The sequence below is a fragment of the Ensifer sp. MJa1 genome (assembly GCF_037026475.1).
In the GTDB taxonomy this organism is placed as follows: Bacteria; Pseudomonadota; Alphaproteobacteria; order Rhizobiales; family Rhizobiaceae; genus Ensifer.
The window spans coordinates 38311-50673 of the sequence record NZ_JAKUMO010000020.1 but is presented as its reverse complement, the minus strand read 5'-3'; the positions used below and the strand labels follow the sequence as shown (position 1 = coordinate 50673).

The window sequence follows — 12363 nt, the reverse complement described above, 5'->3', positions numbered from 1 at the left end:
CGTCTTGCGAACGATGGATAGCCAAGAATTCCCGGTTAGGGATTTGCCGCCCCGGTTATCGGGTGTCGGCGCGCTTGAGTGTGCGTACCACTGGCGCTTTGATCAGAATATACGGCGGTCAGCGAATGCGCGCAAACTGCCGTGCACGTATTTGTCATCAACGTTCGCTTGCGGTGTCTTCCACGACAGGTGGCGCTTGGTTACGCATCCTAGATGACCATTGCCGCATGAATGCGCGGCCTGATGAACGATGGTCGGCGGCGGTCCATGCACCTTCTCGCAGATCATTCGGCAGACGTTGCTGAGTTTTCCGTCCCACCACGTCCGAGCATATCCGCGATCGTTACGGGTGAACGGCCAGATGGTGCATTCATCGCCTTCATAGCGAAGGACCACATCGACCAGATAACGCATTGCCGTGCCCGGCTTGTTTGCCATAGACGCACCTCACGCCGCTGGCTGGCGAGCGCTCATGCGCTTGCGGAAGCGTTCGATATCGGCCTCGATGTCTTCCGGCCACCAGAAGACACGGCTTTGCATAGCGCCGCCTTCCTTATGCGGTGGCGAGATGATGCCTTCGCGGATGAACTTCTCGATTTCCCAGCGCGAGCCAGCAAAGCCGGTAGCGATGATGTCCTTGACGCGGACTTTTACTTTCCCAGAGAAGATAGCCATAAAAAAATCCCTCCTGCTTTACGCAAGAGGGATCATCATCGCCTTTATGTTTATTTGCAAGTGCAGCGAATTTCACGATTTGATCGCTACTGTTGCTTACTGTCGTGGTTTGATACTGTTGATTTACCCAATATTTTTTTCAGTTCGTCGGCCCAAAGTTCAAGCGCCCGGCTTTTTGCCTTGTTCAACGTCGCGTGCAGATAGTGGCTGTCGGCACCTTGCAGCGCATGGTTAAGTATGGCCGTGATCGTGTCGCGGTTGATCAGCGGATTGCCCTCATCGTCTGCCATCTCCTGCATGCGCGTCGTGGCCGTGCGCCTGAGATCGTGATGCCGCCAGCCGGTGACACCCGACAGCCCGTCCAATTCGCCCTTGAACTTGCTGAAGCCCGCGAGCGGCTTGCCGTCGATCTTGCCCGGAAAGCAAAGGTCGTTGGCCTTGCCGGTGCCAAGCTGCTCGACGGCGAGCGACGGCAAGCGCAGCAGATGCTCGCGGCTCGACTTGTTGTCGTCTTCCGTCTGCTTCCATCGCCCGTCGATGATGACGCCGTGACGCAATACGGCGCATTCCATCTTGCGCTGCGCCACGACCAGCAGGAACCGGCACAAACGGCCATAGGCTTGCGCCTCGTCGCCTTCAAGCTTGTAGGTGGCAAACCAGATCGCCCGCATCTCGTCGTTCGTCAGGATGCGCTTGCGCTTGACTGTGCCCGGCCCGACCTTGTGCGTGACGGTCACAAGGTTCAATTCGATGTGATCTTCCTTCGCGGCCCAATCGAGGATCGGCGACAGGTAGCTCATGAACCTGTCGGCCATCTGCAAGGTGTTCTTGCGGCGGATACCCTTTGCCGCCTTGTCGCGGCATTTCTTCAGATCGGCCTTCGAGAACGCGCGGGCTGGTAGGTCGATGTAGTCGGCGCAGCAGCGGCGCACGGTGCGCAATGCCTCGTCGAGCGACTTGATACCGCGCCCGCCTTTTGCCCGGCGCATCTCCTCATACTTGTTGATCAGCACGCCGAGCGTCATGGCGTCCTTCGGGTGGACCGGCTTTTCCTGCGGCGCTGGAATACCAGCCTCGACACGCGACAGGATTTCGCGCGCCTTCTCGCGAGCGGCAAGCAACCCCATGCTTTCCGAGTCTTCGGGTGCGTTCGGAATGTAGTGGCCGAGAACCGGCTTGTGCTGCTTGCCCCCTGCCCGGTAGCGCAGCGACCACGTGCGGCGGCGAGCGCCGACCGTAAGCGTAAGCCCTGGAACAACGTGGTCGGTGTGATCGCCCGGTGGGAGCGTATTGAGGGCGGCGGCGGATAGTTTCGGCATGGCTGAGACCTACTGATGGAGCGGATTTTTACGGCGCATTACGGCGCAGCACCCTTCTAACACACTCTTTCAAAGGCTTCTATAGCCTTTCATAAACACCAATGATATCAATAAGATGTACGCCGTATAAGACATTGATAATATTGCAAATCTCATGACTTTTAATCAGTAGGTCCAGGGTTCGAATCCCTGCGCGCTCACCATAGGAGCTCTGTCCATCCCGGAGACATAGGTAACAGCTTGTCCCTAAGACATGGGTGACAACCTCGTGCCGAACGGGTTGTCGATGGTTTGCAAGATCCTCTGCTCCAGATCGATATAGCCCAGATCATAGTGCATGAAGCTGACGAGCCAAATGCCATCATCGACCTCCTTGATGCCGAGTTTTTGGCCGGCCAGCACGGTGGAGATGTTGATCTTCTTGCGGTGGATGCAGATGCGGCCGCAATTGGTCACTGCCTCGCGAAAGTCTCTGGCGCCGTCGTTCCCGCGCGTGTCCCTACGTCCTACTCTTGGACCAGCAGCTCCTGCTCCACCCCCTATCGCAACCTGCACACTCGACAATTGTACGCGTTGCGTAGATGCTGAACCTCGTTCCGTAGTTTCCATGTAGTGAAATGCGCAAGCTGACATCAAGCAAAGGGGCGAAATCATGAGAAAGTTTGTCATCGCGATTGGAATGATTGGTACGCTTGCGTCATGCACGCAAACCGAGAAGGGGACCGTGATCGGCGCGGGAACCGGCGCGGTCATAGGTGGCGTTGTCAGCGACAGCTGGGGCGGCGCTGCCATTGGCGCAGTGGCCGGCGGGATTATGGGCAACTTGATCGGCCGTTCGCAGGACCGCCAAGGCTATTGCATCTACCGTGATCGCTACGGTCGCCGATACGAAGCTCGCTGCCGATGACGACAGCCAGACTTGGCCTCGCCGACATCTGGCGCGAGATGTACTGAGCTATCTTGCAAGGGGCACGCTGAGCAAGGGAAGCATGAACCGCGGTACCATGATCCGTGGCCGGTAGGCCCGATCAGATGCTGCGTTCAATCCCATCAGAAGGTTGCGCGATGGCATCCTGCTTGCAAAAGGCCTGTTTGGCGCGGAACAACATTCGCGCCGAACAGGATGGCATGGCATCGAACAAGCGTGCTAGACTGACGACATGACTGACGAAGAGCAGACTTACGAATTTTCTGAATTTTCCGGCCAGTTCAGTGACGATGGCGTAGTCGTTGAATTGCGAATCTATCGGCCGGCGGGGTCGAATCTCGACTGGACCCTTGAGGTCATCGACGAGGAGGGTTTCTCCACCACCTGGGAGGACCCCTTCCCCACGGATCGGGAGGCCTTCGAGGAGTTCATCGCGACGGTTCAGCGTGACGGCATCCAAGCCTTCAGCGATGAGCCGCCGCAGACGGTTCACTGATAACGAGCCATTGGTGAACGCGGTAGCCGATCAAGGGTTCGCATCGTTCGGCTACCACTTACAGCGTGATCGCGCCACTGCCGTCGCAAGCACCTTCAAAACGTCCTGATGACCCGGATTGGCGATGCCGTGAGAACTTCGCGATCACCCTCTCCACGTCCCTCCCAATAGTCCCGGGCTTGGCGACGATACGATTCGAGGAAGGGCATTGCCTCGTTTTCATTCAACAGGCTCAGCGCCCCGACATGCTGCGGCGCGCCGAGTTCGACGATTTCCACTTCGTGAAGCACCTGCAGAAAATGCGGGTCGTACATCGCTTGGTAACGCATGGCCTCCTCATGAGTCGGGCACATGAAGCAGGCGTTCAGCCGCGATGGAGCGTTCGCGGCATAGATCTCCCGGGCTTGCTCAAACAGCAGTTCGCGGGCCATCCGCCAGCCATCGCCAAACTGATCCGGCCTATATCGCCGGATCATGCGACCGAAATTACCAGGCTCGACGATGCTGCCTTCTCTGATCCTGATTGGCGACCAGTGAAACATGGCGAATCCTCCCGCGACTACTGCCGCAATTCCTCCCATGCGACCTGAGATTGTCAACAGCAGGCCTCACCTCTCCTATCACGGGCGGGTGCTTCGAGTTCGCTTTGCTGAGAACATTCACGCCACCGCCGCCCGGCGCGCCAAGCGCATTTTCAGTGGGCTCATTCCATATTCACGGCTATAGGCACGGGAAAAGGCAGACAGGCTGTCGAAGCCGCACCGAACGGCGATCTCGCGGATGGGGCTTGCCGAGTCACGCACCAGCCGGTGTGCGACCTGGAGTCGGAGGCGAAGGTAGTAGGCACCGGGACTGGTCGAAAGCCCACGCGCAAATAGCAACTCCAGCTTGCGCTGCGAGATCGACAGCCTTTTCGTCAGTGCCGCAATCGTCAGGGGCCGCTCGAGTGTGCGTTCCATCAGGCGGATCGCTTCGGCGAGTTCAGGATCGCGCGTCTCGATCCGGCCGAGGGAGACGTATGGCTGCACATCGGCCGCATTGTGCGTCTGGTCGTAGACGAAGATGCTGGCGACATCGAGTGCCAGCGCCGACCCCAATCGTTGCGTGATCCAGTGCAGCATCATGTCGAAGGTTGGAGAGGCTCCGCCGGAGGTCCAGAACCTGCCGTCGGTGACGAAGCGATCACCAAGCACTGTCAGGGCGGGAAATGCCTGGCTGAAGTCCTCAAGTTCCTCCCAATGGGCCGTTGCCTTGCGGCCGTTGAGCAGGCCGCTGCGCCCGAGCAGCCAGCAGCCCGACTCGATGCCCGCTACGATATCGAAGTGCCGCGAACACTCCTGGAGCGCGCCGATGAACTTCTTGCCGACATGACGATCAAGATTGAAACCGCCGATCACCAGCAACGCATCGCCAGACAGCGGCTGGGCGAAAGCGCCGTCAACGGCAATCGGCACACCGCAGGTGAGCGACACCGATGCCCCATCGGCTGAAAGCAGCCGCCAGCGAAACACCTCGCGTCCGGCGACGCGGTTGGCGGCGCGCATCGGATCCAGCACCGATGCCAGCGACATGATCGAAGACTCCGGCAAGATGACGACGGAAACTTCGATCACAGATTGTAGAAGCCCATGCGCTGCCATGCGGAAAATGTCAATTTTCGAGCGGGAAATGTCAATTCCGAAAATGGCGTTCGGGCATTATCAGACCGTATCGATCTCCCTACGCGCGGCGCTGCAGCCCCGCGCAGAGACGTTCCCCTTTCCGCCTTTTGCCGGAACGGGCCGGTCGGAGCCATCCGCCGGCCCGTTTTTTTGGCTTGGCGCGACCACGTGCACTGCTCCCAGATCGCGTACATGTGAGGCAAGGACCCAAGAGCGGCGCGTATCCATTTTCGCAAATCACCTTGAAGACGATGCGCGGGTGCGCGGGATAGCGAGGCGCCGGGCATGTATCTGGATAGGACGGCGGTGAACTGGACGAACCGTGGTCTCTCGAGTTGGCCGGATCCCACCGAATTTTGTCATTCAGGCCACTTTCGCGACTTGGCCGGTTTGCAGATGTTCGGGCGATCGGCAAAGACGCGAAAGGAAGCCATGGCACCCGCAAGAATTGAGCGATGAATGGCGCAAACGCGCCGTGAAGCACCGATCCGTCGACCACGGCATTGCCGGTCATCGATTTCAAATCGGAATGCATGAACACAGAGATGCCTGTTCGGGCCGAGACGCCGGCGCCAAGCGCCCGACGTGTCCGACGGAGCGGATCTCAAAGAAGATCACAGCAAGGATGGTCAAATGAAGAAACTTCTCGTGGTAGCGGCGCCGTTTTCGGCGATGCTTCTCCTTTCCTCCGCGGCGTTGGCTGGTGAAAGCTCGTCGGTAAACGGCGTCATCTCCGCGCCGGCAGCGGATCTGAAGTGGGTGGAGTTGCCAAGGTCAGGCGGGGTAAAATACGCAAATGTGCGCGGCGACCTCACTGGCAAGGGACCCTACGAAGCGTTCGTCCTTTTTCCGGCGGGCGCAAACAATCCCTACCACAACCATTCGGCTGCCATCCCGACCGTAGTGATCCAGGGCACTTTCTATGCCGTCGTCGAGGGGAAACGGACCGAGTACCCTGCGGGCTCCTTCTACGATCTGCCTGGGAAAATGAACCACTACAGCGGCTGCCTGCCCGGCATGGACTGCCTTCTCTTCCAGTATCAGAAAGATCATTTCGACCTGGTTCCGCAGACAGAGAAGTAACGCCGTCGCAGACACCTGATCGGGGCAGCACGCAAGAGCATTAGCCGTCTCGGTCAGGTCACCCTGTGCGGGCTTTCGTCGCTCACGCACGATCGATCACCGGAGACATGCGGTCATACGCGGGTGGAGGTCCACCCGGTCACCGTTGTTGACAGCAACGGTAAAGCTGCGGCCGGGACCAACCAGAAAATATCTGTTAAGTATTTGATTTGTTTGGCGACCCCTGCAGGATTCGAACCTGCGACAACCTGCTTAGAAGGCAGGTGCTCTATCCAACTGAGCTAAGGGGCCGTTCCGGGCTGCGCCCGTCGAATGCGCGCGATGGCCTCAATGGGTCCAGGGCTGCATCCGGTTGAAACGGAAGTTATCCGGATAGGACACGCTCTTGCGCGTCGCTTCCTTTGGCGCAATCACGCGGTATTCGATCCCGTTGCGCTCGGCATAGGCAATGGCCTGCTCGGCATTCTCGAACGTCAGTCGCAGTTGCTGCTTCATGTCGCCCGAGCTGGTGTAACCCATGATCGGATCGATCGTTCGCGGCTTTTCCTGATCGAACTCAAGCACCCACAGATTCGTCTTGGCCTTACCCGACTGCATGGCGGTCTTTGCTGGACGGTAGATCTTGGCGGACATGATTTCGAACGGCTCCATACTTTCGCTGGCAACATTCACGGGCACCAGCATGCCGTCTTCCCATAACGCAGAATGATTTAAAACGAAATGACTTTTGAGTGGATAATATTGGCTTTCCGCGAGAGACAGGCCCGGTTTGTCCCTTGCCATGCCTGCCCGTGGCACGAACAGCAAAATTTGATGTTGCAGGCCCGGTACGAAGCGTGTATCTCCGGCGCCGTTGGTACGGAGTGTAGCGCAGTCTGGTAGCGCATCTGGTTTGGGACCAGAGGGTCGGGAGTTCGAATCTCTCCACTCCGACCATCTTTGGCGCATTTGTCGCCCTTTCCCAGTTTTCAGCTTGTTGAACGGTGCGCCTTGAGCGCGTCGTTCGTTCGGCATTTGCCCTGGATGGCTGGCACGTTTGCGCCATATCGGGACAAATCGCAGGTTTATCATCCGAATTTAGTAATCGCTAAATCCATTGCGATTAGTGGCATGCGCGACGCAACCGCGCCGTGCCAGCCTCGAAAACCTGCCGAGCCAGACCATGACCGCCCAACTCGACCTCACCACCGTCCTCTTGCTTCACAAGTCGTCGTTCCTGATTGGCGCATTCTGCTTCCTCTATGCGCGCTGGCAGTCGCCACGGGACAAGGGGCTTGGTATTCTGGCCACCGGCTTTCTTTTCCTTGCTTTCGCGTCGACGCTTGCCGGCTACGGCGAGCAGAATTTGCTACCGGCCTACCTGTGGACACTGTCGAGTTTCACGCTCGGGATCGGCGGATATGCCCTGTTCTGGATCGGCATGCGGCGCCTCAGCGCCGGCAGACGGCGAAGGACGGACTGGCTGGCGCTCCTGGTACCCTTAAGCGGTGCAGTGGCCGGCCTTGTCACACATTTCCACATGATCAACTACACCCGCGCCAGCGTCTTCAATGCATCCGCCTTTGCCTTCCTCGCGGCTTCCGCGCTCACCATCGTTGCCGATCGCAGAAGGGAACCACTCCCCTCACGCGCGATGCTGGCCACCGCGATGACGATCGGCGCCAGTCTTTGCCTTGCCGTGGTAATCGGGCTTCTCAAGCCCGGAATCATCCCGATCACCACCACCTATGCCTTTTTTCTGTCAATCATCTGCCACTTCGCCATTGCTCTCTTCACGCTCGTCCTCGTCAAGGAGCGTGCGGAAGCAGAGCTGCGGCGCTCCGCCGATACCGATTCGCTGACGGGCGCCGCGAACCGGCGCTGGTTTCTAGCGCAGCTGCCAAAATCGAGCTGGCAGGGCGATTGCCTGATCGTCATGGACCTCGACCATTTCAAGCGCATCAATGATCGATTCGGCCACCACGTCGGCGACCGGGTCCTGATCGCCTTTGCCGATCTGATCCGCAGCAACTTGCGCGCCCGCGATTGCTTTGCCCGTCTTGGGGGCGAAGAGTTCGGGCTCTACCTGCCGCAAACAAGCGAAGCGCAAGCGTTTTCGATCACCGAGCGGCTGCGCCAGTCGGCGGCGGCGCTCGAGGTCATGAGCGACAGCGAGCGCGTTCCCCTCAGCGTCAGCATGGGAATGGCCGCCGCGAACGGCGAGGAACGGTCCTGGGAGGACCTCTTCAACCGGGCAGATGCCGCGCTCTACGAGGCCAAACGCAGTGGCCGAAATCGCATCGTTGCCCATGCTTGCTCCGGAGCGCCCGCTGCACAGCCGCTTGCGCTCCGTCTCGGCCGTGCCAGCTGAGGCGAAAACCGCAGGGCGCTTCAGACAACAGCAGCCGCGGACAAAAAAGAAGCGGTCTTCGCCATCATGTCGAGACCGCCTCAGGCTGGAGGGGCAATGTCTCACCATACTCCCATTGCGGGAAATTTTCTGTGGCAAATTTTCACCTATTGCGGGTAAATACTACCTTTGCGAGCGAGCGTGATATCTCCGCACTACCCGCCTCACTCACAATCGTTTAAGTCGGTGATGCAGCCACATCCGCGCTGCTTTCGTCGGAGCGCCGCTTTGCCTTTGTAAAATCCGGTCTCGCTAGTTTCACCGCGTACGCCCGATAGCGCCCGGCGCCATCGAATTTTTATTGCGTTCGTTGAGGTGGCGGTTCGAGACCGGAATGGCATAGCCGATCTCAAGGCGCGCCTGTTGTTGCGCCGAACCATCACCTTACACGCTGCCAGACCGTGTCCCCAGAACGGGTGCTCAACCGTCGTCTCAATGGACTTCCAATCGGAAGAACCAGACGACATGCCACACACATTGACGGTCCTGTGGACCATTCGAGCACGAACTGCCCCTCGCCCGTGGCTTGCCTGCAGCCGTTGCCGCGGCCAGCGGCCCTTCGTATGCAGCGGCAAGACACGGCTGAACGCGAATGGCCGCAGGCTGGATGCCTGGCTCATCTATCGCTGCACCGACTGCGAGGACACCTGGAACCGACCGATCTTCGAGCGTCTGAACGTGCGCGGCATCGACCCCGCCATGATTGAAGCCTTTCAAAACAACGAGCCGGATTGGATCCGCCGCGTCGCCTTTGACGTCGAGGGGCTTCGGAAATGCACGAATAGGATCGAGGAGTTTGCCGAATGCCATGTCGAGAAGCGCGTCCTGGCGGTTCCGGACGGCATCTGCGCCCGACTTGAGATCGTGCTGAACGTCGCGCTCGCAGCCAGCGTCCGGACGGACCGGCTGTTGTCGATGGAACTCGGGCTCGCGCGCGCCAGGCTGTCGCATCTTGAGGCGGGAGGGTGTCTTACAGTTCGGCCGCAGGTGCGCAAGGCTCTAACGCGGCCGGTCAGAGACGGAACACGCGTCGTCCTTGATCTCTCGGCCCTTGAGGAGCGAGACGTGATTGCAGGCCGTGCCGGGTAGTCTTGCCATCATCCCAAACGCAGGGAGCGCCGGCGGACTTGCCGGCGCTCCCTGGCGCATTCAAGGTCAAGATCAGAATTTTACACCGACGCCGATGGTGAACTGGTGCTGGTCGATATCGACGTTGACACCGTTGACGTCCTTGTCGCCATAGTCGTTGTAGCGATACTCGGCGCGGCCAAAGACACTGTCGGTAAACGAATAGTCGACACCCGCGCCAATCGTCCAGCCGTTGAAGGTTTCCTTCTCCTTGGACGCACCGGGCACATCGACAAAGCCGCGGGTGACCGTCCAGCCACCGGCACCGTAGAGCAGCGCCTTGTCGTTCACCACACGACCAACCCGCCCGCGCACCGAGCCGGAAACATCGGTCCCGACCTCCGCGGAGGTGCCGAAGATGTCGAGTGTCTTGTCATTCCAGTTATAGTTGACGTCACCCTCGACGCCGTAGACCCAATCGCCCTGCTGATAGTTGAACCCGGCGAAAGCACCGAGCAGTCCACCATTGAAATCTTCAGACGTGCTGCCACCGGGGGCGCTGAGATCGCTGTTGAGCCAGCCGCCGCCGCCCTGAAGACCAACATAGCCACCGGTCCACACGAAGTCTGGCGTGGCCTCGACGACAGGCGCAGGCGGAGGCGTTTCGGTCAGGTCAGCAGCCGTTGCCGTGTGCGAAAACGCGGTCGCCGCCACGATCGCAACAAGCCCATTCCGGATCATCACAGATGCCTCCTGTTGTCCTCCGGAAAAACATTAGCAACTTATTAAGTGCAGGTCTTCCCAAAAGGATTCGCAGTTTCCATCGAGTGGATCGAATCGTCTCAACACCAATGATCTAGGTACTGTTCTGGCAAGAACAAGGCGGCGGACGTTCTCCGCGACCTTCAGGGCCTCTCAGCCGGAATGCGGGCGCCCTCAAGGCGGTCCCCTGGCCGGATCTGCAACCGCTTGACGGTGCCGGCATTGAGCTCAAGGACGAAGGCAACGGGTTCGCCGGAATCAATGATCGCTTCCGACAAGGGCACGGCGCCTTCGCGGATCGTTCGCACCCTGCCTTTGCTGTCGATGAACAGCATGTCGAGCGGCAGGTAGGTGTTCTTCATCCACATCATCACGCGGCGGGTTTCACCAAAATCGAACAGCATGCCCTGGTCAGGCGCCATCGACCGGCGAAACATCAACCCCTGCTCCCGCTGGTCGGGCTCCACCGCCAGTTCGACCGTCAGTTCGTGCACGGTCTTGTCGGCCGTTACGAGGCGTATCCTGTCCTTGGCGAACTCAACGCCGGCCAAGGCCGCAACCGTCGGGGCAAGCAACAAAAAAAGCGCCAACAAGGCGCTTTTTGTCGAAGGGTGGCGGACCGCGATCATCAGTGCGACCTAGTCGTCGGCGACGGGCCATCCGGGTGGATTTCGGCAGCCATCAGGCCCTTCTCGCCATCGCCGAACCGGACGAGCACCACTTGGCCGGGGCGCAGTTCGGTCAGGCCGAAGCGTCGCAGGGTCTCCATGTGTACGAAGATGTCCTCGGTGCCCTCGCCCCGTGTCAGGAAGCCGAAGCCCTTGGTGCGGTTGAACCATTTGACCAGAACCCGCTCGAGGCCACTGGTCGGCGTCACCTGCACGTGGGTGCGCACCGGCGGGAGTTGCGATGGGTGCACCGCCGTCGACTGATCCATCGACAGGATGCGGAAGGCCTGGTAGCCACGATCGCGCTTCTGGATGAGGGCCACGACCCGCGCGCCTTCAAGCACCGTCTGGTAGCCATCACGCCGGAGGCAGGTGACGTGAACCAGCACGTCCTGCATGCCGTTGTCAGGCACGATGAACCCGAAACCCTTGGCGACGTCGAACCACTTGATCACGCCGGTGATTTCGATGAGGTCGAGAGCGTCGCTGCCAAAGTCGTCACCATGCATGACGTCTTTTGAAGATGTCCTGTCCGCCATTCTCTCCCAGCCCCTCGTTTACGCGCGACTACCGATACGGTTAACTGATTCTTATCGACCAGAATAACATCGTCCCGCCGCGGATACGCAAGACCCTCGGCATATTTTGACCGAGGATGAATATGGCGGCGCAGCCTTGCCTCTGGCTTGCTGGCAGCTAAGTATACGCCATCTTCTGCAAAACAGGGACACCGCAATGCGCTATCTGCACACGATGGTTCGCGTCAAGAATCTGGACGAGGCCTTGAACTTCTACTGCAAGCTGTTCGGCTTGACCGAAATCCGCCGTTACGAGAACGAGAAGGGCCGGTTTACGCTCGTCTTTCTCGCCGCGCCGGGCGATCTCGACCGGGCACGGGGCGAGCTTTCGCCATGCCTGGAGCTTACATACAACTGGGACACCGAAGATTATGCCGGCGGCCGCAACTTCGGCCACCTCGCCTACGAGGTCGACGACATCTATGGCTTCTGCCAGCAACTGATGGACAATGGCGTGACCATCAACCGCCCGCCACGCGACGGCCACATGGCCTTTGTGCGCTCTCCCGACGGGATCTCGATCGAGATTCTGCAGAAGGGTGAGAACCGCCCGCCGCAGGAACCCTGGGCTTCGATGGGCAATACCGGCGCGTGGTAAGCTCCGCACAATTCTGACCGATGACTATGGCCCCATGCCGCCGGTAACCCCGGATGGCATGGCCGAGTCATGGATCAGCAGCAGTCTTGAAGTGATCCAGGCCCGGCTCAGCCGGGCCTTTGCATTTTGGAACATGCG

15 protein-coding genes, 2 tRNA genes and 1 pseudogene are annotated in these 12363 nt (G+C 59.5%); 7 read left to right on the top strand and 11 right to left on the bottom strand.

Translation table 11 applies throughout. The features are described from left to right. Positions 1 to 102: 102 nt before the first annotated feature. The 4 genes and pseudogenes from MKZ91_RS23580 to MKZ91_RS23565 form a co-directional block, all read right to left on the bottom strand. Positions 103 to 438 (bottom strand): hypothetical protein, encoded by a 336-nt coding sequence (locus MKZ91_RS23580; RefSeq protein WP_336173464.1) that lies wholly within the window; start codon positions 436 to 438, stop codon positions 103 to 105. A 9-nt stretch (positions 439 to 447) separates the two neighbouring features. Next, positions 448 to 675 carry a hypothetical protein gene (locus MKZ91_RS23575; RefSeq protein WP_336173463.1) on the bottom strand — a complete coding sequence of 76 codons (228 nt, stop codon included), beginning with the start codon at positions 673 to 675 and terminating at the stop codon, positions 448 to 450. Positions 676 to 761: 86 nt separating this feature from the next. Further along, on the bottom strand, positions 762 to 1994 hold the full coding sequence (locus MKZ91_RS23570) for a tyrosine-type recombinase/integrase (RefSeq protein WP_336173462.1): 1233 nt from the start codon (positions 1992 to 1994) through the stop codon (positions 762 to 764). Positions 1995 to 2240: 246 nt separating this feature from the next. Further along, positions 2241 to 2450: pseudogene (locus MKZ91_RS23565) on the bottom strand (transposase); the annotation flags it as partial. 196 nt (positions 2451 to 2646) lie between these two features. Here MKZ91_RS23565 and MKZ91_RS23560 point away from each other — a divergent pair. Both MKZ91_RS23560 and MKZ91_RS23555 read left to right on the top strand, forming a co-directional pair. After that, a complete protein-coding gene (locus tag MKZ91_RS23560) occupies positions 2647 to 2901 on the top strand; it encodes a YMGG-like glycine zipper-containing protein (RefSeq protein WP_336173461.1) in 255 nt (84 codons plus the stop codon). Positions 2902 to 3154: 253 nt separating this feature from the next. Next, complete coding sequence (locus tag MKZ91_RS23555; protein WP_336173460.1) at positions 3155 to 3418, top strand: hypothetical protein; 264 nt, start codon at positions 3155 to 3157, stop codon at positions 3416 to 3418. A gap of 95 nt (positions 3419 to 3513) precedes the next feature. Here the strand turns inward: MKZ91_RS23555 and MKZ91_RS23550 are convergent, their stop codons facing one another. Together MKZ91_RS23550 and MKZ91_RS23545 are read right to left on the bottom strand one after the other, a co-directional pair. Beyond that, positions 3514 to 3960, bottom strand: a complete 447-nt coding sequence (locus MKZ91_RS23550; RefSeq protein WP_336173459.1) for a DUF2441 domain-containing protein — start codon at positions 3958 to 3960, stop codon at positions 3514 to 3516. 117 nt (positions 3961 to 4077) lie between these two features. Then, positions 4078 to 5058, bottom strand: coding sequence for a GlxA family transcriptional regulator (locus MKZ91_RS23545; RefSeq protein ID WP_336173458.1), 981 nt, complete (start codon positions 5056 to 5058; stop codon positions 4078 to 4080). Between the two features lie 654 nt (positions 5059 to 5712). On the opposite strand from MKZ91_RS23545, the gene MKZ91_RS23540 reads away from it, so the two are divergent. Then, the gene (locus MKZ91_RS23540; RefSeq protein ID WP_336173457.1) at positions 5713 to 6162 is read left to right on the top strand and encodes a cupin domain-containing protein; all 450 of its coding nucleotides are present in this window, start codon (positions 5713 to 5715) and stop codon (positions 6160 to 6162) included. Between the two features lie 214 nt (positions 6163 to 6376). Here MKZ91_RS23540 and MKZ91_RS23535 read toward each other — a convergent pair. Further along, positions 6377 to 6453: transfer RNA gene (locus tag MKZ91_RS23535), tRNA-Arg, on the bottom strand. Positions 6454 to 6489: 36 nt separating this feature from the next. Then, the gene (locus MKZ91_RS23530; RefSeq protein ID WP_336173456.1) at positions 6490 to 6945 is read right to left on the bottom strand and encodes an ETC complex I subunit; all 456 of its coding nucleotides are present in this window, start codon (positions 6943 to 6945) and stop codon (positions 6490 to 6492) included. A 76-nt stretch (positions 6946 to 7021) separates the two neighbouring features. Between MKZ91_RS23530 and MKZ91_RS23525 the strand changes: the two genes are divergently transcribed. From MKZ91_RS23525 to MKZ91_RS23515, 3 genes are all read left to right on the top strand, one after another. Then, positions 7022 to 7098: transfer RNA gene (locus MKZ91_RS23525), tRNA-Pro, on the top strand. Between the two features lie 226 nt (positions 7099 to 7324). Next, positions 7325 to 8512: a GGDEF domain-containing protein gene (locus MKZ91_RS23520; protein ID WP_336173455.1), complete on the top strand. Its 1188-nt coding sequence runs from the start codon at positions 7325 to 7327 to the stop codon at positions 8510 to 8512. Between the two features lie 504 nt (positions 8513 to 9016). After that, positions 9017 to 9640, top strand: a complete 624-nt coding sequence (locus MKZ91_RS23515) for a DUF1062 domain-containing protein (protein WP_336173454.1) — start codon at positions 9017 to 9019, stop codon at positions 9638 to 9640. 72 nt (positions 9641 to 9712) lie between these two features. On the opposite strand, the gene MKZ91_RS23510 is transcribed toward MKZ91_RS23515, so the two are convergent. The 3 genes from MKZ91_RS23510 to MKZ91_RS23500 all read right to left on the bottom strand — a co-directional run bounded on the left by MKZ91_RS23510 (position 9713) and on the right by MKZ91_RS23500 (position 11588). Further along, on the bottom strand, positions 9713 to 10360 hold the full coding sequence (locus MKZ91_RS23510) for an outer membrane protein (RefSeq protein WP_336173538.1): 648 nt from the start codon (positions 10358 to 10360) through the stop codon (positions 9713 to 9715). Between the two features lie 164 nt (positions 10361 to 10524). Continuing rightward, a complete protein-coding gene (locus MKZ91_RS23505) occupies positions 10525 to 11010 on the bottom strand; it encodes a DUF192 domain-containing protein (protein ID WP_336173453.1) in 486 nt (161 codons plus the stop codon). Further along, a complete protein-coding gene (locus MKZ91_RS23500) occupies positions 11010 to 11588 on the bottom strand; it encodes a cold-shock protein (protein WP_065777936.1) in 579 nt (192 codons plus the stop codon). Before MKZ91_RS23500 ends, MKZ91_RS23505 begins: the two co-directional genes overlap by 1 nt. A gap of 196 nt (positions 11589 to 11784) precedes the next feature. Here MKZ91_RS23500 and MKZ91_RS23495 point away from each other — a divergent pair, with 196 nt between their 5' ends. Further along, on the top strand, positions 11785 to 12225 hold the full coding sequence (locus MKZ91_RS23495) for a VOC family protein (protein ID WP_336173452.1): 441 nt from the start codon (positions 11785 to 11787) through the stop codon (positions 12223 to 12225). Positions 12226 to 12363: the final 138 nt, after the last annotated feature.

Coding starts and splice junctions, on each gene's coding strand:
- MKZ91_RS23580 (WP_336173464.1), bottom strand. CDS start 438: ATGGCAAACAAGCCGGGCACGGCAATGCGTTATCTGGTCGATGTGGTC.
- MKZ91_RS23575 (WP_336173463.1), bottom strand. CDS start 675: ATGGCTATCTTCTCTGGGAAAGTAAAAGTCCGCGTCAAGGACATCATC.
- MKZ91_RS23570 (WP_336173462.1), bottom strand. CDS start 1,994: ATGCCGAAACTATCCGCCGCCGCCCTCAATACGCTCCCACCGGGCGAT.
- MKZ91_RS23560 (WP_336173461.1), top strand. CDS start 2,647: ATGAGAAAGTTTGTCATCGCGATTGGAATGATTGGTACGCTTGCGTCA.
- MKZ91_RS23555 (WP_336173460.1), top strand. CDS start 3,155: ATGACTGACGAAGAGCAGACTTACGAATTTTCTGAATTTTCCGGCCAG.
- MKZ91_RS23550 (WP_336173459.1), bottom strand. CDS start 3,960: ATGTTTCACTGGTCGCCAATCAGGATCAGAGAAGGCAGCATCGTCGAG.
- MKZ91_RS23545 (WP_336173458.1), bottom strand. CDS start 5,058: ATGGCAGCGCATGGGCTTCTACAATCTGTGATCGAAGTTTCCGTCGTC.
- MKZ91_RS23540 (WP_336173457.1), top strand. CDS start 5,713: ATGAAGAAACTTCTCGTGGTAGCGGCGCCGTTTTCGGCGATGCTTCTC.
- MKZ91_RS23530 (WP_336173456.1), bottom strand. CDS start 6,945: ATGGCAAGGGACAAACCGGGCCTGTCTCTCGCGGAAAGCCAATATTAT.
- MKZ91_RS23520 (WP_336173455.1), top strand. CDS start 7,325: ATGACCGCCCAACTCGACCTCACCACCGTCCTCTTGCTTCACAAGTCG.
- MKZ91_RS23515 (WP_336173454.1), top strand. CDS start 9,017: ATGCCACACACATTGACGGTCCTGTGGACCATTCGAGCACGAACTGCC.
- MKZ91_RS23510 (WP_336173538.1), bottom strand. CDS start 10,360: ATGATCCGGAATGGGCTTGTTGCGATCGTGGCGGCGACCGCGTTTTCG.
- MKZ91_RS23505 (WP_336173453.1), bottom strand. CDS start 11,010: ATGATCGCGGTCCGCCACCCTTCGACAAAAAGCGCCTTGTTGGCGCTT.
- MKZ91_RS23500 (WP_065777936.1), bottom strand. CDS start 11,588: ATGGCGGACAGGACATCTTCAAAAGACGTCATGCATGGTGACGACTTT.
- MKZ91_RS23495 (WP_336173452.1), top strand. CDS start 11,785: ATGCGCTATCTGCACACGATGGTTCGCGTCAAGAATCTGGACGAGGCC.